General features: G+C 37.5%; 19 protein-coding genes. 15 read left to right on the forward strand and 4 right to left on the reverse strand.

Going from position 1 to position 19,692, the window contains the following annotated elements:
- The first annotated feature begins 244 nt into the window (after positions 1–244).
- Positions 245–562, forward strand: a complete 318-nt coding sequence (locus tag NST66_RS06085; protein WP_028414006.1) for a hypothetical protein — start codon at positions 245–247, stop codon at positions 560–562.
- 339 nt (positions 563–901) lie between these two features.
- Positions 902–1,426, forward strand: coding sequence for a cupin domain-containing protein (locus NST66_RS06090; protein ID WP_221778682.1), 525 nt, complete (start codon positions 902–904; stop codon positions 1,424–1,426).
- Positions 1,427–1,459: 33 nt separating this feature from the next.
- Here NST66_RS06090 and NST66_RS06095 read toward each other — a convergent pair whose 3' ends face one another.
- From NST66_RS06095 to NST66_RS06105, 3 genes are all read right to left on the reverse strand, one after another.
- On the reverse strand, positions 1,460–2,062 hold the full coding sequence (locus tag NST66_RS06095) for a response regulator transcription factor (protein ID WP_013056197.1): 603 nt from the start codon (positions 2,060–2,062) through the stop codon (positions 1,460–1,462).
- Positions 2,059–3,201, reverse strand: a complete 1,143-nt coding sequence (locus NST66_RS06100) for a sensor histidine kinase (protein ID WP_071276022.1) — start codon at positions 3,199–3,201, stop codon at positions 2,059–2,061. The genes NST66_RS06095 and NST66_RS06100 overlap by 4 nt, the downstream gene beginning before the upstream one ends.
- Before the next feature lie 112 nt (positions 3,202–3,313).
- A complete protein-coding gene (locus NST66_RS06105; RefSeq protein ID WP_028414002.1) occupies positions 3,314–4,357 on the reverse strand; it encodes a fatty acid desaturase in 1,044 nt (347 codons plus the stop codon).
- 219 nt (positions 4,358–4,576) lie between these two features.
- Here NST66_RS06105 and NST66_RS06110 point away from each other — a divergent pair, with 219 nt between their 5' ends.
- The 9 genes from NST66_RS06110 (at position 4,577) to NST66_RS06150 (ending at position 14,074) form a co-directional block, all read left to right on the forward strand.
- The gene (locus tag NST66_RS06110) at positions 4,577–4,972 is read left to right on the forward strand and encodes a ribosomal maturation YjgA family protein (protein WP_034266581.1); all 396 of its coding nucleotides are present in this window, start codon (positions 4,577–4,579) and stop codon (positions 4,970–4,972) included.
- A 157-nt stretch (positions 4,973–5,129) separates the two neighbouring features.
- Positions 5,130–5,684, forward strand: coding sequence for a hypothetical protein (locus NST66_RS06115; protein WP_340843204.1), 555 nt, complete (start codon positions 5,130–5,132; stop codon positions 5,682–5,684).
- A gap of 260 nt (positions 5,685–5,944) precedes the next feature.
- The gene (gene cls / locus NST66_RS06120) at positions 5,945–7,447 is read left to right on the forward strand and encodes a cardiolipin synthase (RefSeq protein ID WP_033578467.1); all 1,503 of its coding nucleotides are present in this window, start codon (positions 5,945–5,947) and stop codon (positions 7,445–7,447) included.
- 35 nt (positions 7,448–7,482) lie between these two features.
- Positions 7,483–8,337, forward strand: coding sequence for a DUF1206 domain-containing protein (locus NST66_RS06125; RefSeq protein WP_033578468.1), 855 nt, complete (start codon positions 7,483–7,485; stop codon positions 8,335–8,337).
- A gap of 84 nt (positions 8,338–8,421) precedes the next feature.
- Entirely contained in the window at positions 8,422–8,643 is a 222-nt protein-coding gene (locus NST66_RS06130) for a spore germination protein (RefSeq protein WP_028413997.1), read from the forward strand.
- A 157-nt stretch (positions 8,644–8,800) separates the two neighbouring features.
- Positions 8,801–10,306 carry a LysM peptidoglycan-binding domain-containing protein gene (locus NST66_RS06135; protein WP_230624615.1) on the forward strand — a complete coding sequence of 502 codons (1,506 nt, stop codon included), beginning with the start codon at positions 8,801–8,803 and terminating at the stop codon, positions 10,304–10,306.
- A 287-nt stretch (positions 10,307–10,593) separates the two neighbouring features.
- Positions 10,594–11,796: a macrolide family glycosyltransferase gene (locus NST66_RS06140; protein WP_033578469.1), complete on the forward strand. Its 1,203-nt coding sequence runs from the start codon at positions 10,594–10,596 to the stop codon at positions 11,794–11,796.
- Positions 11,797–11,840: 44 nt separating this feature from the next.
- The gene (gene galU / locus NST66_RS06145) at positions 11,841–12,749 is read left to right on the forward strand and encodes a UTP--glucose-1-phosphate uridylyltransferase GalU (RefSeq protein ID WP_028413994.1); all 909 of its coding nucleotides are present in this window, start codon (positions 11,841–11,843) and stop codon (positions 12,747–12,749) included.
- Positions 12,750–12,862: 113 nt separating this feature from the next.
- The gene (locus tag NST66_RS06150) at positions 12,863–14,074 is read left to right on the forward strand and encodes an MFS transporter (RefSeq protein WP_033578470.1); all 1,212 of its coding nucleotides are present in this window, start codon (positions 12,863–12,865) and stop codon (positions 14,072–14,074) included.
- 246 nt (positions 14,075–14,320) lie between these two features.
- Here the strand turns inward: NST66_RS06150 and NST66_RS06155 are convergent, their stop codons facing one another.
- Positions 14,321–15,544, reverse strand: coding sequence for an MFS transporter (locus NST66_RS06155; protein ID WP_028413992.1), 1,224 nt, complete (start codon positions 15,542–15,544; stop codon positions 14,321–14,323).
- Between the two features lie 419 nt (positions 15,545–15,963).
- On the opposite strand from NST66_RS06155, the gene NST66_RS06160 reads away from it, so the two are divergent.
- The 4 genes from NST66_RS06160 (at position 15,964) to NST66_RS06175 (ending at position 19,506) form a co-directional block, all read left to right on the forward strand.
- Positions 15,964–16,335, forward strand: a complete 372-nt coding sequence (locus NST66_RS06160) for a thiol-disulfide oxidoreductase DCC family protein (RefSeq protein WP_028413991.1) — start codon at positions 15,964–15,966, stop codon at positions 16,333–16,335.
- 147 nt (positions 16,336–16,482) lie between these two features.
- The gene (locus NST66_RS06165; protein WP_034266589.1) at positions 16,483–17,403 is read left to right on the forward strand and encodes an oxidoreductase; all 921 of its coding nucleotides are present in this window, start codon (positions 16,483–16,485) and stop codon (positions 17,401–17,403) included.
- Between the two features lie 180 nt (positions 17,404–17,583).
- Positions 17,584–18,564: a DUF3231 family protein gene (locus NST66_RS06170; RefSeq protein ID WP_098113442.1), complete on the forward strand. Its 981-nt coding sequence runs from the start codon at positions 17,584–17,586 to the stop codon at positions 18,562–18,564.
- Positions 18,565–18,765: 201 nt separating this feature from the next.
- The gene (locus NST66_RS06175) at positions 18,766–19,506 is read left to right on the forward strand and encodes a DsbA family oxidoreductase (protein WP_028413989.1); all 741 of its coding nucleotides are present in this window, start codon (positions 18,766–18,768) and stop codon (positions 19,504–19,506) included.
- Positions 19,507–19,692: the final 186 nt, after the last annotated feature.

Genomic DNA, 19,692 nt, shown 5'->3' on the forward strand with positions numbered 1-19,692 from the left:
ACTAAGCAGCTCGTGAGACCTTTCTCACGAGCTCTTTTGCGGAGCTATTCGGCAGCTCAACAATACACTTTTTACTGTGATGAATATCACTGCAGCTAAAGAAATGAAGGGGTAAGATAGAAATGGGAGGGAGGTATATGGAGCTAATATTCTATCTCAGCACTTATTTATCAGGGGGAGCTATCGCATTATGGCTAATTAATGCAGCGTTTAATGGATTATTAAAATAACAGAGGGAGAGAAAATGAACGATTCTAAAGGTATATTTAACAATAAAGAAAGAAAGCTTGCTCGCTATTTGGAGACGTACACAACCGAGCAAATTTTAAACGAAGCAGGTATGTCTTCGTCTGCTGCGTTATATGAGTTGAAAAAAATAAGATTACCGCGGGCAGTTGCTAATACGATTGTTTATTACGTACTGGCAACCAATAATCAAAAGCTGGTTATGTACAAACTGCTCATGTTAGCGGGCGTTTGTAAAAAGCTTGGCATTCAAGATGCACAGGCAGCCCTCACTTTTATCAAAAAATATTACGTTTGTCATCAGCATTTACACTAAAAAGTACATCTTTCTGAGGGGGGAAAGAGATGAATATTGTCCCGTTTAAGCAGCGTTCATCTGTGGAAATTTATCAAGGTAGCGAACAGCCGTTTCAGTGTTTCATTGAGGGAGATCGATTTCAGTTAGATTTGTATATGACATATTTATTTCATTGCTGCCATTCTAGCAGGTATAGATATAGCCGTGCTAACAGAAAGGGTAGGATGTAATGATAAGATACCAGTGGTAAACGGCTTCATTTTTCCTCATGGAATAATGAAGCCGTTTGTTGTGTTAGAAAGAATGATTTACTATGATGTAGTTAATGATAAAAGAAAAAGGAAGGGAAGGAACGTAATGGACGTACATAAGTGGGAATATTGGATTTCAAAGCTCGAGCTGCAGCCTCATCCAGAAGGAGGCTTTTATAAGCAAACCTACCGCTCCAATGATGAAATTTCTGATAAAGAAGTGTCATCGCAGTTTGAGGATAAACGATTTCTATATACGAGTATTTATTTTTTATTACGGTCTCAAGATGTATCGCATTTCCACCGGCTGCAATCAGATGAATTATGGTACTATCATGGGGGAAGTCCTTTAACCATTCATATTATCTACCGCGACGGAACCTATCAAGAAGTAAAACTAGGTACAAACTTAGAAAATGGAGAAGTTCCTCAATTTTTAGTTCCAAGAGATACCATTTTCGGTTCCTCGGTCGCAAATGAGAATACGTTTTCCCTAGTAGGATGTATGGTCGCACCAGGCTTTGATTTCCGCGACTTTGAATTATTCACAAAACAGCAACTGCTTGATGAATTCCCCGAGCATGTCGTGCTCATCGACAAATTAGGGTACGATAAATTGCCAAATGATTAAAAAGCATGCATCTCGTTTTGATGCATGCTTTTTTCATTTGAACCAGCCTTTTTCCTTAAAGCGAGTAATGGCTTCAATGCGGTTCTTTACTTCGAGTTTGTCCAGAATGGTAGAAATATAGTTGCGCACTGTTCCAGTCTTAATAGATAGTTCATCAGCAATTTCTTTTGTGTTTTTTCCATCAGCTACTAGAGCTAATACTTCTTTCTCTCTTGCTGTAAGAGGACTGGTAGATTCACTATATAAGTCATCCACTAATTCTGGAGCATAGAGGCGCCTGCCTGCCATTACGCTTCGAATTGAATTTGCGAGTTCTTCACTTGGACTATCTTTTAGTAAGTATCCGCTCACGCCTGCTTTCAAAGCTCTTTGAAAATAGCCGGAGCGAGCGAACGTTGTCAAAATGATGACTTTGCAGTTTAAATCTTTCAGTTCCTCTGCAGCTTCAAGCCCAGTTTTAAGAGGCATCTCGATATCCATTACGCATATATCTGGCTGATGCTGCTTAGCAAGTGATACCGCTTGTTCCCCATTTGAAGCTTTTCCCACAACTTCCATGTCATCTTCTAAATTTAACAAAGAGCCTAAAGCTCCTAACATCATTTGCTGATCTTCGGCAATGACAATTCGAATCATAATTGTTCCTCCTTAATATGTTTGACGATGTTTGGAACTGTAATATGAATAATCGTCCCCCCTTGACTGGAGATATCAAGATGGCCGTTTACAAACTCCAACCGCTCTTTCATTCCTAAAAGACCGTTTCCTTCCCAGCAGGTTTTTTTCGTATTAATACCCACTCCATTGTCTTCTACCGTTATGCCTACTTCTTTTGCAGACTGGTGTAAAGTAATCGTGCAAACGGTGGCTTGACTATGTTTGACCACATTGGTTACTGCTTCTTTTAAGCACATGCTAAGGATATTTTCAATTAGCAAAGACACATTCTCTAATGAAATAGCCTTTTCTCCTACAAACGTAATTTCGGCAGCTTCTAAAAGCTCTTGAACGCGTTTTAGTTCTTCGCTAAGGCGGATTCCACGCATTTGGGAAACCATTTTTCTCACTTCATTAAGAGCCGTGCGCGCTGTTTGCTGGACATCTTTTAATTCTGATTTTGCTTTTTCAGGATCTTTTACAATAAGTTTTCTTGCTAAATCACTTTTTAGACCGATAAGAGACAGCTTTTGCCCTAACGTATCGTGCAGGTCGCGAGCTATACGCTGGCGCTCTTCCTGTTTTACAAGCTCAGAAATACGTTTATTTGCATCTTCAAGCTGTTCTTCCAGTCGGTCTCGCTTCTTCCGGTTATAAATGCTAAATGGCAGTACAATCACACTGATGGAAATTACAAAAATGAAAGGCAGCTGTTTTAAAAAGATCTCTTCTTGCATAACAACGTTAAAGTTTACCGAAATAACGGTGCTGATCAAATGAACAGCATACAAAGTGAAGAAAGCGAGCCGTTTTTGGATATTTCCAATAAAATAAGCGATAAAAAAAGCGAAGTAAAAGGCAAAGTAAATATAATTAAAAATCGTTGTTAGTGCTAAGGAAATGACGATTAATAAAGCCGTCCATACGTAAACGGACTTGTCTGTTGAAACAAATGCAAAACGATAGAAAATAAAAAATAAGATGGTTAGTAAAGAGCCAAGAATAATGTGATTCATGGATGAAGACTGTAAGATAAAATAAAATGGTAAAATGGCAAATACCGTCCATATGTAAGGAGATAGCCCAGTGATTTTTTGGAAAAACGTATATTTTTTCATAAAGAACCTCATTTGTTTGTTAAAATACACTATTAGTTTACCACAAAGTAGAATGAAATAAGTTTAGGCGAATAGATAAAACAGTCAAGCTTTTGAAAGCTTGACTGTTTTATTAAAGTTCTGCTTTTGTTTGAGAAGAAATTCTGCTTGCTTTTGGTGCAGCTGAGCGTTTTTTTATTTCTTTAAAGCTCACAAACATTTTGTTTTCTTCATCCCATAAACGGAATCGAAGAGAGCGAAGGCTTGTTGCGAGTGTAATGGTTGGTACATTTTGAAGAGGCTGTGTGTGTTGATGAACAGCTTCAAGCTTATAGTTGGGCACTCTTGGGCTTAAATGATGTACGTGGTGAAACCCGATATTGCCTGTTAGCCATTGCAAAAGTTTTGGAAGCTTGTAAAATGAACTTCCTTCAACGGCTGCTTTTACATAATCCCAGTGCTCATCTTCTTCAAAATAAGAATCTTCAAACTGATGCTGTACATAAAAAAGCCAAATTCCAATTGAACCTGAAATGAAGAAAATCGGTCCTTGAATTAATACAAACGCCTGCCAACCTACCAACCAGCAGGTCGCTGCTGCTAATGCAACAATCAATACATTTGTAAGATACGTGTTCATTCTCTCTTTTTTCTTCGCATTTTTTCGATTGAATCGGTTTGTAATCAAAAATACATATATAGGTCCCACGCCGAACATAACGAACGGGTTGCGATAGATACGATAAGCGATTTTTTTCCAAATAGAAGCTTCTTTATATTCCGTTACGGTTAACACCCAAATGTCACCCGTACCTCTTTTATCTAAGTTGCTGCTTGTTGCATGGTGAATGGCATGGCTATGTCCCCATTGACTGTAAGGAAACATCGTTAACACACCGGTAATTGTTCCGAGAATTTTATTGTGTTGTCTACTCTTAAAGAAAGAGTAGTGACAACAGTCATGAAAAATAATGAATATTCTTACTAAAAACCCTGCTGCGATAACAGTTAGCGGAAATGCTAAAAAATAAGAAATTGAAAGGCTCTCATAAGCGAGAAACCATAGTGTGAAAAAAGGTAAAAAAGTATTAATCAATTGTCTTATGCTGTCTTTCATTACTGCTTTTTCAAAGGGTGCAACTTGTTTTCGTAAATTCTTTTGTTTTTGTATAGTCATATGAAATTCCTTTCATCACCGTATATTATCCTCAGTATAAAGGGATTTTTCTGACTATTTAAGACATACGTGTCATATAGAAACTATGACACTTGTCATATATACATAGGGGGAAGCTGTAAAAAATGAAAAAAAGAGGTATTTAACAGTTTGCGGTTCTGATAAAATTATACAGTGAAGGCTTATTGTGACGGAGCATTTAAGAAAAAGGAGTTTGAAATGAATAAAAGAAATAGATGGGTATACCTGCTTCTAGCTATTGTTGTCATGGGAGCAGGCCTCTTATCAAGAAAACTTACTGCGTATCTTCCTCACATCATAAATATATATGCGGGAGATTCGTTATGGGCCTTAATGATTTTTGTCAGTGCGGGTTTTTTGTTTCCTACATGGAAGACAAAAATGATTGGTATGTTTGCTATAGTTTTTTGTTACTTCATTGAATTTACACAGCTGTATCACGCTCCGTGGATTGATGACATAAGAAAGACTGCGCTAGGAGGGCTCATTTTGGGGTATGGCTTCTTATGGAGCGATATACTAGCCTATTCGATTGGAGTCGCGGTAGGAATGAGCTGGGAGTATTATAGATATCGATTTAAAAGACCCGCCTAGCAAATACGTTTCAATGAATCTTAGAACTCAGCTGAGGATGGAATAAGCCGTAGGGTTATGAAGCAGGATGTATATACATAAAAATAAACTTATGCATAAAATTTTTTATTTAAAACCTATTATCTATTCGTTGAACGAGAGGAAGAGAGGGGATTATTTGAATTTAATAGCCTGGATGATTATTGCATGTGAAATCGCTTTTTGGATAGTCATCATTTTAGGATTAGCAACAAGGTATATGTTTAAAAAACAAAAGCTCAGTTTTTTTATTTTAGCTTTAACACCTGTTGTTGATTTTTTTCTTCTGATTGTGACGAGCATAGACCTTTACGGAGGTGCTACAGCGACTTATGCTCACGCTATTGCAGCCGTGTATATTGGAATTTCGATCGCTTTTGGAAAAAGTATGATTCAATGGGCAGATGAACGCTTTCAATATTATGTGATGAAAAGTGCAGAAAAACCTCATAAGCGCTATGGAAAAGAATATGCAAAGCATTATTTTAAATCATGGATACAGCATCTTCTTGCTTATGCTATTGGGGCAGCTCTTTTAGCGGCGATGATGTATATAGTACCAAATGGAAAAACTAACGTGCTGCAAAATGTAGTGGAAGTTTGGACAGTTATTGTAGGAATTGATTTCTTATTATCTCTTTCTAATTTCGTTTGGCCTAAAAAAGAAAAAGAGTCTGGTTATACTAACTCATAAAAAGGCATCGATGCTTGAAAAGCCAGTGAAAAAACCTCCCTGTAAGGAGGTTTTTTGTTTTACCATCCAGGGTATAGGTATATGAATGATGCTTGTCTGAGGTAGTTCAGTTTAGTTGCTTAAGCGGCTAAACTGCTTTTTGTGCAAATATATGTACATTTTATGTAGCATGCATGATAAGAATTCTGTGTATTCCATATACTACCTCATATGAAAGGTAGGCAAGTGATACAATACAGTTTGTTTTTAGGAGAGCTTTTATGAAAAAACGCCGGTTGGACTTTATTTTTTTATTTATTATTTTACTTTCAATTTATGCTTTCTTTTTTACCTCTATTGATATTCATTGGAAGTATGCCTTAGTTGGATTATATGGTGTCATCATTTTCATTTGTATGTATTCACTTATGCTTGAAAATCGAACGCCTGAAAGTACGTTGGTTTGGATGTATGTCCTCTTTTTCTTCCCTGTTGCAGGCTTTTTCTTTTATTTGTATTCAGGACAGCTCTATTTAAAGGGGCATATGTTCAAAAAAAAGCGTATGCATAACCGAGAGATGCTTAGAAAGATGGCAGATAAAGAAACGACGCCTGATCTATCAACGCTTCAATCTCATCAGCGTTACTTTGCTCAGTATCTTCAATGTGTATCTTTGACAAAGATGAATGTTCATACAAAAACCTACGTCCTTAAGAACGGGCAAGAAACGTTTAACGAAATCAAAAAGCATTTGCAGTCAGCCAAACATTTTATTCATATGGAATACTACATGTTTCACTCAGATTCGTTAGGAAAAGAAATCATTGATATTTTAATTAAAAAAGCAAGCGAAGGTGTAGAAGTGCGCTTTACGTTTGATACAATGGGAAGCTTTACATTATCGGGTTCAGATATTAAGCGAATGAAGAAAGCGAATGTTAAAGTGCATCCTTTCTTACCTATTAAGTATGGATTTTTTAATCAAAAATTTAACTTTCGAAACCACCGTAAAATAGTTGTAATTGACGGGGAAGTAGGTTTTGTAGGAGGACTAAATGTAGGAGATGAGTACTTAGGGAAAAATAAAAAAATCGGTTTTTGGCGAGATACCCACCTGATGTTAAGAGGTGAATCTGTTCAAACGCTGCACTCAATTTTTATGTTTGACTGGGAATACGTTTCTGGAGAATGCTTAATTCATAATGAAGCGTATACAAAACCTCATCGTGTTGAAGGAGAAGGGTTCGTTCAGGTAGTGGCGACGGGGCCAGATACGCAGGAAAATATGAGCGACTATTATTATACAATGATTACAAGCGCGACGAAGTCAATTTGGATTTCTACCCCCTATTTTGTTCCAAACGAAGCTATAAGAACTGCTCTTCGTATTGCGGCTAGAAAAGGTGTAGAAGTACGAATTATGGTGCCGGAAATTAATGATGGCTTTCTGACTCAATATGGAACAAGATCATATTTTGCCGAACTTCTTCGATGTGGAATTGAAGTATATTCGTATAGAAAAGGATTTTTGCATCAAAAAATTGTGATTATCGACGGAGATATGGCTTCGGTCGGTACCGCAAATATGGATATGAGAAGTTTTCATCTGAACTTTGAAGTGAATGCATTTTTAATTGAGGGAGAGACGATTCAAACGCTCATTAAAAATTACGAAGAAGATATGGAAGACAGTCATTTGATCAAACCAGTAGCATTTTACAAGCGAAGTTTAGTAGAACGTTCGAAAGAGTCATTTGCTCGCTTATTTTCAGGTGTTTTATAAAATAAAGTTTGTTTTCAAAAAGCAGGAGGAAACGTATGGGTGAATCTCCATTTGTTAAAAAAGATACGTTTGGTCGAAAGTTACATCGCTTAAAAGAACGCACTAAGCCGTTTGTCGTGCGTTTTTCACGGTTTGGTCATGTAGCTCAAGGTGTGGTCTATTTTGTCATCGGTATATTAGCGATTCAGACAGCTTTCGGATTAAAAGGCGATTTAGTTACTTCTCAAGGGGCCCTACACACAATTGCAAAGCAGCCGTTTGGATTTTTAATTTTAATCGTTTTGGCAGTAGGTTTAAGTGGATATGCGTTTTGGCAAATCATTTCTGCTATTTTTGACCCTCACCACGTTGGGCATGGTGTAAAAGGCGCTTTTACTCGTTTAGGCTATTTAGTTGTAGCCACGTTTTATATTAGTCTTTGTGTGAGTTCGATAAAAATTTTGCTTCATGCTCACGTTCATACGTCAGGTAAGCATTATCAAACGGTATCAGCCAAGCTGTTATCTTATCCCTTTGGGCAAACCATCATTGCGCTTACAGGTATCGGCGTTATTATCTTTGGGATTGGACAAGTATATTGGGCTCTTTCAGGACGCTTCCTAAAAAAACTAAAGAAAAACGAAATGTCAAAAGAAGAGTGGCGATGGAGCGGGCATATTGGAAAAGCGGGTATTATTGCTCGAAGTATCGTCTTTGGGATTATTGGCTTCTTTCTTATTCGCACGGCTCTTCAAGCGGATCCAGACGAAACGAAAGGGTTAGATGGAGCCCTTGCTGAAGTAGCGCAGCGTCCTTTTGGGTCTGTACTGCTGGCTATCGTATCAATCGGGCTTATGGCATACGGAGTATATATGTTTGCAGAATCAAGGTATAAACGAATTGATCCTTAATAAAATTTAAAAGATGAAAAAGCTACTTTTTAGCCTTCTGCTCATATCATATAGCAGATAGATAGTGAACAGGAGGAGAGGCAGATGCCATCGGTAGTAGGAGCCGTAAATATCTCGAATGTATTGGTTTCATCTTCAGTGGAGTTTGGTGATTGTCTGGCTATTAAGCCAAAGAGTACAGCTTTTACAACAGTCGGTTCTGGTAGCGGGAACACAGGAAACTTTATGAATATTACAAGCAGTGCCAGTACCGCCAATACAATTGATATGGATATTAACGATCAAAATGTAGTGGGAAATGCATAAGAAACGAAAGCTTATCGTCATCGGACGGTAAGCTTTTTTATTTGAGTTTGACGTATACCCAAACGTTTCTTTACCACAATGTACCTCTAGGATTCTATCTTATAGGAGTAGTAAACTAGACAGGTGATGTCAAAAAGTGGGGAGGCGAGATTATCAAATGAAGAAAATATGTATGAGCCTACTTATTCTCTGTCTTTTCAGTGGAGGATTGGCCCCAATAAGTAAAGGAGACGCTGCTTCTTCAGTAGGCACTGTCAAAGGTGATAATGTAAATGTGTATCGTTCTCCATCTTTGCATTCTTCGATTGTTCAGACAGTGAAAAAAGGAGAAGAGTTTCCTGCTATTTCATCTGAAGCGGGAGATGCAGCTCAAGTTATCACCCATAAAGTAGTGCCAGGAAATACACTATGGCTACTAGCTAAACAATATGGTGTAACAGTCAGCGAGCTAATAAAACAAAATCAGCTAAAAACGACGGAGCTAACTCCGGGGCAAACGCTGAAAATACCACCAAAAGGCTTGTTACATAAAGTAGTATCAGGAGATACGCTTTGGAAAATCTCTGTAAAGTACGGTGTAAAAGCGACTGAATTAACAAAGTTAAATCAGCTATCATCAACAAATATTAAGCCTGGACAAATGCTTATTATTCCTGATTACTATGTACAAGTACAGCTTTTGGAAGGGAAAAAGGGCTGGATCAAAAAATCTGATTTAGCACAAAAGAAGCATCAGCCAGTAGTTATGGGCTGGAGCTTTAATGAAAAAACAGCAGGCTATGCAGAATCGATGAAACAAAAGAACTTAGACGTTGTTTCACCACGCTGGTTTACGCTAACGCGGAGTGACAAAGTTGTTTCATCTTCTATAAATCCATCATATGTTCAAACGGCTCACAAAAACGGCAAAAAAGTCTGGCCGCTCATCGGTAACAATTTCGATGATGTGCTGACAAGTGACGTCCTAGGCAATAAAGCAAAGCGGCAAAAGCTTGTATCGTCAGTCGAAAGTTCGCTTGTGAAAACAAACAGTGACGGTATTAACGTTGACTTTGAAAATATTAATATCAAAAACAAACAAGATTTTGTTTTATTTATTAAAGAATTAAAAGCAGCGTTAAAGCCTCATGGTATGACCGTTTCAGTAGACGTAACACGAGAGAATAATGATCCGTTTTGGTCAGGAAGCTTTGATCGAAAACAGATTGGTCAAGTGGCAGATTACGTCATTATGATGGGTTATGAAGAACACTGGGGAGGAAGTCAGGTTCCAGGGTCTGTGGCTTCGCTGCCTTGGGTGAAAGAAGGAACAGAACTTCTTATGAAAGATGTACCTGCACACAAAATCCTGCTGGGAGTTCCTTTTTATACGCGAGAATGGAAAACGGATCTATCTACCAAAAAAGTTGTCACAAAAGACTTAACGATGAAAGAAGCCGAAGCAATTATCTCTTCTAAAAAGTTAACTAAAAAATGGGACAGCCAAGCCTCTCAGTACTATGTAGAATACACCGAAAATGGTACGAAGCATCAAATATGGCTCGAAGACAAAGCATCTATGCAGCGCCGGGTTAAATTAATTAATGACTATCATTTAGGCGGGGCGGCAGCTTGGTATATTGGTTCAGAAACATCAGATATATGGGAGTTATATAACTTTTAAATAAAAAACGCACCTTTTGCTTGATTTAGCGAGGTGCGTTTTTCATTTGCATCATAATGAAGCGCATACATCTATTTACAAACAAGATAAATTTTACAATATTTGTTTTTCTTGAGTTAATTTATAACTATATTCCAAAATGAGCCTATTTAACCTTTTTTTAGTTGGAAACGCTTAATGACTTTACGATAAAGATAATTTATAGTAAATTCAGTTTCTATACAATAAATTTACCAAATGAATAATTAAGTGATTTAATTATTAACTAAGTGAAAGGAATGGATGTTATGGGAAATGTATTAGTAATAGGCTTTCCAGGTGAAGGACATGTGAACCCTTCTTTAGGAATTGTAAAAGAATTAATGGCTCAAGGGGAGAAGGTCGTCTATTACGGCATTGAAGACTATGCTGAAAAAATCCGAAAAGCAGGAGCGGAATTTCGTGAATACGAAGATTTTCGTCCAAGTCTTGATATGAGCAACCGTATGACCAAAGAAGAGTCTTATGACCGCTATGAAATAATGAATTTGTTTTTAAATGAATCTGAAAATATTATTACTAAAATTATGAGTGAAACGAAACATGAAACATATGATTATGTACTTTATGATTATCACCTTTTAGCAGGTTCCGCTGTGGCCGACCTTCTTCAGCTTCCAAAGGTTTCTCTTTGTACGACGTTTGCGTTAAATAAGGAGTTAGCAACTTGTATGATGCCAAGTGGTCAAACAGAACCTGACCAATCTTCCTTTTATCCTCAATTCGAAAAATCATTAAATAAGTTCAACAGCCAATATAATACGGAGTTAAAAGACTCCATGGACATTATGTCAAATCCAGGGGATATTACGTTAATATTTACGTCAGAATTCTTTCAGCCGCACGTATCTGAATTTACGAGTGAGTACAAGTTTATTGGTCCTTCAATTGTTAAACGATTAGATATTGAAGATCCTTCTTACTTACAAAATGAAAATGAAAAAATTATTTTTGTTTCTATGGGAACTATTTTTAATCAGCAGCTAGAAATCTATAACTTATGTATAGAAGCATTAAAAGATTTTGAGGGTAAAGTTATTTTATCTATTGGTAAAAATACAAAACCTGAAGAATTAGCACACATTCCAGAAAACTTCGTTGTAAAACAATACGTACCGCAGCTAGAAATTTTAAAACGTGCGGATTTATTTATTACTCACGGCGGAATGAACAGCAGCAGTGAAGGATTATACTACGATACACCGCTTGTCGTTATTCCAATGGCAGTGGATCAATTTATGGTGGGCGATCGCGTGCAGGAGTTAGGAGCAGGCGTGAAATTAGATAAAAATAATGTATCTGCTGAGCTAATCAAAAATACAGTTAACGACGTTTTAACTACTCACACATATAAACAGCATGCACAACAAATCGGAGAATCACTTCGCTCAGCGGGAGGATACAAGCAAGGTGTGAAAGAAATTTTCAAGATGGTGCCTGTTAAAGCGTAATAGATGTAAGACAGCTAGATAACTAACAGAGAGGAGTAAATCATATGCAGACTATAAAAAAAGCAGTTATACCAGCAGCAGGGTTAGGTACTCGTTTTTTACCCGTTACAAAATCTATCCCAAAAGAAATGCTTCCAATTGTAAATAAGCCCGTCATTCAATTTATTGTGGAAGAAGCCTTAAAATCAGGCATCGAAGATATTTTAATTGTTACAGGAAACGGAAAACAAGCGATTGAAAATCATTTTGACCATAATATTCAATTAGAACACTTGCTTCATCAAAAAGGAAAGACCGAACTATTAGAGGAAATGGAGCATATCTCTGAACTAGCGAATATTCATTACGTTCGTCAAAAAGAAATGAAGGGCCTTGGCCATGCGATTGGCTGTGCTCGACAATTTATTGGAAACGAACCGTTTGCAGTTTTACTTGGAGATGACTTAACAGACCCAGATCAGCCTTGTTTAAAACAGCTGATTGACCAGTATACCCAAACGGGATCGTCGGTTATCGGCGTGCAGCGCGTAGAGGAAGAAGCCGTTCATCGTTACGGGATTATAGATCCAAAAGCAAATAAAAACCGATTATACGAAGTGAATGGTTTTGTAGAAAAACCATCAGTCGAAGAAGCTCCGTCTAATTTAGGAATTATTGGACGCTATGTATTTACACCTGACATTTTTGATTATCTTGAAACGCAGGAAGCTGGAAAAGGTGGGGAGATTCAGCTAACGGATGCTATTCAGCGTATGAATATAGACCGTTCTATTTATGCTTACGAATTCGAAGGCGAACGTTATGATGCAGGGGAAAAATTAGATTTTATTTTTACGACCCTTGCTTTTGCGTTAAAAGATGAAGAATTAAAAGCACCTCTTTTAACTAAATTCAAAGAGCTGATCAACAAGGAAGAACAAAAAGAAAAAATTGCTGTACAAATTGGAAAATAACCTTCATTTACACACCTTTCTTCTACTGTTTCTTGAAGAAAGGTGCGTTTTTTTGCGAAAATGGAACGTTTGACAGCTGGATAGAACTGGATAGAAAGGGTTGAAATGAGTTTATGTCGAAAGCAGAAAATTCGTTTGTATCAGGCATAAAGATTGTATTTACAGACCGGGATTTTCGAACGATTTTTATTTCATTATTTATTATTGGGTTGTCTGTTGGCGGCTTTATGCCTTATTTAACGGTTTGGGCAACAAATACATTGCACGCCACTTCGTTTCAAGCAGGATTTTTATTTGTCCCAATGAGCATTCTTGGTTTAATCGTCTCGTTTTATTTGGCTTCTTTATCAGACAAATGGGGAAAACGAAAGCCATTTATTATTTGGGCCTTACTGATTGGAACCATTTCAAGAGTTCCCTTAGCGTTTACGCATTCTTATACAATAGCACTCATTTTACTTGCTATAGGAGGGTTTAATGCGTTTTCTTTTTTCTTTGCTCTGCTGAATGATTTTATTGTTAAAAAGGAAGAAAGTAAATCGCAGGCAGGTACGATTACCGGTACTGTGCGAATGGCATTTTCACAAGGCTATATTTTTGGACCGATGCTCGGAGCTTTAATCATTGACCACGGAGGGTATACTCTTTTATTTTTACTATCAGGGTTGTTATCGCTGGCAACTTTAGTGTGGGTTCTTTTTGCGCTTAAAGAAGACAGTATGCCTCAACCTTCAGCACATGCATCTTCAAAAGCGCCAGCTGGTATACCTTCTGTATTAATAGCTGTATTCGTAGCGGCTCTTTTCATTTTTGCGGGTGATTCCGGACGTTCTATGTATTTGCCGCTGTATATAACGGATACGTTAAAGCAATCCGTTTCGATTGTAGGAATTCTTTTTACCGTTACGTCTGTTTTTGAACTAATATTTATGCCGTTAGGAGGCTATTTTTCTGATAAAATCGGAGTCAAACGCTTCTTTGTTATCGGCATAGCTTGCCAAGTGCTTTATTTTGTTTTAACAAGCCTTCATTTACCGCTGAGTGGATTGATTGCGCTTCAAGTATTTTATGCTTTCATTCTATCCGCTACAATGGGAGTTGGCATGGTGTATGCTCAGTCACTGGCCCCGCGTCAAATTGGACTAGCCACGACGGCATATATGACAGCTATACAAACTTCAGCAGTTGTCAGCAGCTTAGCTATGGGGTCACTAGTTAGTGTGATTCCGTTGCCTTCTACTTTTTACATTTTAGCTGTTTTTGCGGTTATTTCAGGTGTAATGTTTCTATTGATGAAGCAAAAATCAGCTGAGGAAGTGAGCTGAAAAGTTAAGAAGAGGTTGAGATATTACCAAATTAATCTAATCTAAAGACAAACAAATAGTATGCATGAGCTGCACTGCTTGTGACACAGCAGTTGATTTCCGTGCAAGTCTTCGCCTTGCCCTCCAATCAACTGCTAGAAGGACCTAAAGAAATGACACATACGTTCACCATAACAAAAAACGAACCATTCATTAATGGTTCGTTTTTTTTACTTTCTCTAAAATACTTTTGCCCCAGCCTCTTTTTTATGAGGCTGTTTCTTGAATTTGTTCGCGGGGCTTTTTATTTAAAATTTTGCGGTAGCGGTAATTAACAAAAGCCGCCGCCGCCATACCTACTACTGAAAGCATCGCATCAAAGATAAAGATAATTGAAATATGTCCCGTTTTAGACATGAGCCCTGTTGCTAAAGGCAATAAAATTGCAGCTAATCCAGCAGCGGTCGCTACAATTCCTGTAACCGTTCCTTTTTTGTTCCAGAAAAGCTCGGTCATAACGGTAATCGCTAATTGAAAGACCCCAGCCGTAGAAAATCCCATGAAAAAAGCAGCTGCAATTGCAATAGCAGGTACTTTAACAAATAGAAGCGTAAGTACAGCGATAAGGGTAATCATCGGGTAAACGAGAATAACCGTTACAGGACGAAGCACTTTGCTTAATAATACGGCTAATACTAAAACAGAGATTAAAGCTCCGATGCTGTAGTAGCTTAAAAGGCGAACCGAGCTGCTTTCAGCCATACCTAATACTTGTTGACCATAAGTAGGAAGCCAAATTTGAGCCACTGTAAACAGAGCTGTAGAAGTAAATCCAATCACAATAAGAGCGATTCCTTCTTGTTTCATGTTAGGAGGAGAGATAAATTTATTCTCTTCTGTACTTTGCTGTTGAACTGTATTCTGTTCGCGTTTATGATTGGGAAAAGGCAGTTTGAACATAAAGATCATATTTAGTAAATAAATAAGAGCGGGAAGGAAAAAAGCATACCCATAAAACAAATCACGATCCGCAAAAAAGGCAATCATAAACGGCAGAAGCGCTGCTCCAGCTGATATAAATGCTTTTACAAGAACACTGGCTGAACCTGAAGATTTAGGAAAAACTTCAATCAAAGCAGGGTATGTTCCAGCGTCCATAGCAGAGTTTGCAATACCAGCAATAATGGCAAAGATAAAGGCTGTTTGATAATTTGGCGATAATGGAATGCCAATTAAGAAAATAGCCATCGTCAGAGACGAAACAATAATCAAAGGTTTTCGTCCGACTTTATCAGACAAGATGCCTGATAGAGAATATGAAAGCAATTTTCCAATTCCGATAGCAGAAATGATATAGCTGATTCCAGCACCGTCGGTATTTAATTGTTTTGTCAAAAATGACATATTTGATGCAAGCATGATATTGACCATGCCAAGTAGAAAATAGTTAATATACATACCTGAAGCTGACAGCATGTACTTATTTTTCATCGTTTACACATCCTTACGTAAAAAAGCTTATATGAAATGGGTAAAAGCAATCACCCAGCCCTCCTTTTTTCATCGTTATTTATAAACCTACTTCCATGATAAGTTTATGAAGACATTACCTTTACCTTTTATCATTGGATTTATTCAGTTCTTTTTAGTATGCGACTAAATGCGTGCATCTAGTGCTTCAAATCAATATGAAATCTATTCTAACATGTTTTTAGCGCTTTAAACCAAAAAAGTGATATTTTATAAAAAAATCCTATCTTCTTTCGCGGCTTCACAAAAGAAACTCCACAAAAAATGTTCGCTTTAAAGCCAGGCTGCACAAGAAGTACCTCTTAATGATGGTTATTAAAAATGAGAAAAGGGTATTTATAAACTAAGGAAAAAGAAATAAGGGAAGAAAGGTGGAAACAATGAAGCACAAAGTATTTTTTGATGCGGAATGTCCTTTATGTTACAACGTAAAAAAAATAATTAAAGCGCTGGACTGGACGAACCAAATCCAGTGGATTCCAGTTCAATACATTGAGCGAACGGAGTATAGCTACTTAAAAGAAGAAGGAAGAGACTTATATGATCAAATTCATATGGTCACCAAAAAAGGGGAAGTATTAGCAGGATTTGAAACGGTCAGACGGCTTTTAGCTGTTTTGCCTCTTACATGTCCAATCGGCGTGCTTCTGCATTTACCATTAATGAAAAAAGCGTTTAGTCCGCTATACAAATGGATATCCACAAACAGGTACGACTGGTTTGGGCGCTACGATTCGCCGCGAACCACATAAACATATAAAAAGGACAAGCTTTTAAAAAGCTTGTCCCTTTTGTTTTGAAAACATTATAATTTATACATACTTTAATTTCTAAAAACGTATGTGACCGAGACGCGTAAATTCTAGAAAAGCAGCTATAGCTGAAAGGGAGAACTTTATATGAAAACAAAATGGACAGCTGAACGAATGCCTGATCTAACGGGGAAAACTGCCCTTATAACGGGAGGAAACAGCGGTATTGGGTTTGAAGCTGCAAAGGCTCTAGCAGCTCGCGGAGCAGAAATCATTCTTGCTGTGCGTAATGAAGCAAAAGGGAAAGAAGCTAAGAAAAGAATTAAAGCGGATAACGGAAATGCTAAAGTGACTATTATGTCATTAGATCTTAGTGACTTGAGCTCTATTCGGCATTTTGCCAATCAATTTCTTCAACAATACTCGTCTTTGGATCTTCTCATTAATAATGCAGGCGTGATGGTGCCGCCTCACAGCAAAACGAAAGACGGATTTGAACTGCAGTTTGGCTGTAATCATTTAGGACATTTTGCACTTACGGGCTTGCTGCTTCCTTTACTAACGGCCACTCCACATTCACGTGTCGTAACGGTAAGCAGTATAGCCGCTAATTCTGGAGAAATCTATTTTGATAATCTCGACGGAGAAAAAGGCTACAGTCCAATGAAGTTCTATAGACAAAGCAAACTCGCCAACCTATTGTTTGCCAAAGAATTGCAAATTCGCTTAGAAGCAGCCGGATCAACGACAATTAGTGCCGCTGTACATCCGGGTATTTCAAATACAAACCTATTATCACGCGGTTCAGGAAAAGAACCAAACGGCTTGTTGAAATTTTTAGTCAAGCTATTTAGTCAATCTGCAGAAATGGGCGCGCTGCCTACTCTTTATGCAGCCACTGAATCAATAGAAGGCGGTACATATATTGGGCCAGACGGAAAAGATGCTAAAAAAGGATATCCTGTAAAAGATATGATGGGAGATGTTTTATTTAAACCGGACGTAGCGGAAAAACTATGGAGCGTATCTGAGGACTTAACAGGTGTTGAGTACTCGTTTCGTGCTTAAGATAAAAAACAGTTCTGTAAGTGCGGAGCTGTTTTTTTGTTGCTCAAAAACTATAGATCAGCGGGTTAAATAAAAAAAAGAATGTTGGATAGCATAATGGTAAGTAAACGTACAATGAGTATGTTCTCTTTTGAGCGATAAAAGCACTCAACAAAGCTCAAGAAGCGGAGGAAAGTAACAGTGCCTGACAAACCTAGTATTACCTCAAGTGAAATTGGAACGCTGTGGATGACATATCAGCAGAAAACGTTAATCATTTGCTTGTTGGATTATATGATTGAACATGCAGACGATGAAGATGCTAAAACAATTATGACAGATTTGCGTGAGCAGCTTATTATATACATACGAAAGATAAAAACAATATTTGAAAAAGAAGGAGCCGTAGTGCCAACCGGGCTTTCATCTCAAGACGTAAACATACAGGCTCCAAAACTATTTACTAATGGATTTGATATTATGTTTCTTCGTGTTATTAAAGAAATTAGTATGGGGATGTATACATTAAGTTTAGGTAAGGCCTACAGAGAAGATGTGGTGAAATTTTATCAAGATTTAACAAAGATTACGCAACATTGTTATGATTCCTGTACGCAGTATTTACTGAAAAAAGGGATTTTATCACGTCCACCCTATATTCCGATGCCAACCACCGTTGAGTTTGTTTCTGACAGAAAATATTTGAGCGGCTTAAATGTATTTGCGGATAAAAGAGTATTAAATACGATAGAGCTAGCTCAGCTTTATCACGGGGTCGAAACAAACATTGTGGGGATGAAGTTAATGAAGGCTTTTTCTCAAACGGCTAAAGATACCGAAGTCAAAAAGCATTTTTTGAAAGGAAAAGAGCTCAGTAAAAAGATTATTACGCGTCTAGAAGAAATAATTATACAAGACGATATTTCACCTTCTGTTGCCTCAACAGGAAGCATCACGACTTCTGAAACGCCTGCTTTTTCTGATCGTTTGATGCTGACATGCGATATTTTACTAAGTAATTTTAGTATTGGAAGTCAGGCATTTGGAGCAGCATTTAGTTTTCGAAGAGATATTGTTGCTAAAATGATGCTGATAGGAGAAGATGCGTTTCAATATGCAAGCGAAGCGACGGAAATTATGATTAAAAAAGGCTGGCTTGAAGTTCCACCAAGTATTGATTAGCTAATATGAAAATACGTATTTACATGATGATCTTTTAAAAGCAATGAATTTAAAATAAGTGAGATAAAAACACGGTGCTGATTCAATACACTTAGTATGTAAATCAACACCGTGTTTTTTGCTTTGTTTGAGCAAGTTATGATGGAAATTATTCAAAGGTATGCTACGATAAGAATTATCTTGAATTGAAGAGGTGTCACGATGAAAATAGAAGTTTGGTCAGATTTTGTCTGTCCTTTTTGTTATATTGGAAAGCGTCGATTAGAGCAAGCGCTTCAGCAGTTTGCACACAAAGATGACGTGCAGGTTGAATTTAAAAGCTTTGAGCTAGATCCAAATGCTTCAGTTAATACTGGTAAAACGATTAATGAAGCTCTTGCTGCTAAATATGGAATGACCATTGAACAAGCGAAGCAAGCAAATGAAGGGATCGGACAGCAGGCAGCTGGTGTGGGATTATCCTTTAATTTTGACGATATGAAGCCAACTAATACGTTTGACGCTCATCGTTTAGCAAAATTTGCAAAAGCTCAAGGAAAAGAAGCAGCTATTACAGAAAAACTCTTATATGCATATTTTACTGAATCAAAACATCTAGGTGAAGAAGCGACGCTGATTGCTCTTGCTGAAGATGCAGGTCTTGATCGAGAAGAAGCACGTCAAATTCTTGCAGATAAAAACGCATATGCAAATGAAGTGCGCAGTGATGAAGCAACGGCTCAGCAATATGGCATTAGCGGCGTTCCGTATTTTGTTATTAATCAAAAATATGCGATTTCAGGTGCACAGCCAGTCGAAACATTTGTAGGAGCTCTCCAACAAGTATGGGAAGAAGAAAATCCGACTCCCGCTTTGAAGAGTTTGTCTCCAGAAGGCGCAGATGATGCCTTTTGTGCAGATGGTCAATGTGCCGTGCCTGATTCTTCTAAAGACCAACAATAAAAGAAAGCAGAGGCGGAAATTTCGCTTCTGCTTTTTGTTTATTTTTTAAAAAAAAATCACAAAAACACAAACGTGTGTTCTGTTTTTGTGTTATAATAAGTTTAGAAGCAACAAACCTCGATGAGTGAACTCCAAAAATAAGCGATTAAAAGTGATCCCACCATGAACTAGCTTCCATTTAATCCT

Origin of the sequence: Priestia sp. FSL W8-0524 (assembly GCF_038005965.1) — a bacterium.
GTDB lineage: Bacteria > Bacillota > Bacilli > Bacillales > Bacillaceae_H > Priestia > Priestia zanthoxyli.

Coding starts and splice junctions, on each gene's coding strand:
- NST66_RS06135 (WP_230624615.1), top strand. CDS start 8,801: ATGAAGAAAATATGTATGAGCCTACTTATTCTCTGTCTTTTCAGTGGA.
- NST66_RS06090 (WP_221778682.1), top strand. CDS start 902: ATGGACGTACATAAGTGGGAATATTGGATTTCAAAGCTCGAGCTGCAG.
- NST66_RS06175 (WP_028413989.1), top strand. CDS start 18,766: ATGAAAATAGAAGTTTGGTCAGATTTTGTCTGTCCTTTTTGTTATATT.
- NST66_RS06125 (WP_033578468.1), top strand. CDS start 7,483: ATGGGTGAATCTCCATTTGTTAAAAAAGATACGTTTGGTCGAAAGTTA.
- NST66_RS06110 (WP_034266581.1), top strand. CDS start 4,577: ATGAATAAAAGAAATAGATGGGTATACCTGCTTCTAGCTATTGTTGTC.
- NST66_RS06155 (WP_028413992.1), bottom strand. CDS start 15,544: ATGAAAAATAAGTACATGCTGTCAGCTTCAGGTATGTATATTAACTAT.
- NST66_RS06095 (WP_013056197.1), bottom strand. CDS start 2,062: ATGATTCGAATTGTCATTGCCGAAGATCAGCAAATGATGTTAGGAGCT.
- galU (WP_028413994.1), top strand. CDS start 11,841: ATGCAGACTATAAAAAAAGCAGTTATACCAGCAGCAGGGTTAGGTACT.
- NST66_RS06150 (WP_033578470.1), top strand. CDS start 12,863: ATGTCGAAAGCAGAAAATTCGTTTGTATCAGGCATAAAGATTGTATTT.
- cls (WP_033578467.1), top strand. CDS start 5,945: ATGAAAAAACGCCGGTTGGACTTTATTTTTTTATTTATTATTTTACTT.
- NST66_RS06105 (WP_028414002.1), bottom strand. CDS start 4,357: ATGACTATACAAAAACAAAAGAATTTACGAAAACAAGTTGCACCCTTT.
- NST66_RS06130 (WP_028413997.1), top strand. CDS start 8,422: ATGCCATCGGTAGTAGGAGCCGTAAATATCTCGAATGTATTGGTTTCA.
- NST66_RS06160 (WP_028413991.1), top strand. CDS start 15,964: ATGAAGCACAAAGTATTTTTTGATGCGGAATGTCCTTTATGTTACAAC.
- NST66_RS06165 (WP_034266589.1), top strand. CDS start 16,483: ATGAAAACAAAATGGACAGCTGAACGAATGCCTGATCTAACGGGGAAA.
- NST66_RS06085 (WP_028414006.1), top strand. CDS start 245: ATGAACGATTCTAAAGGTATATTTAACAATAAAGAAAGAAAGCTTGCT.
- NST66_RS06100 (WP_071276022.1), bottom strand. CDS start 3,201: ATGAAAAAATATACGTTTTTCCAAAAAATCACTGGGCTATCTCCTTAC.
- NST66_RS06140 (WP_033578469.1), top strand. CDS start 10,594: ATGGGAAATGTATTAGTAATAGGCTTTCCAGGTGAAGGACATGTGAAC.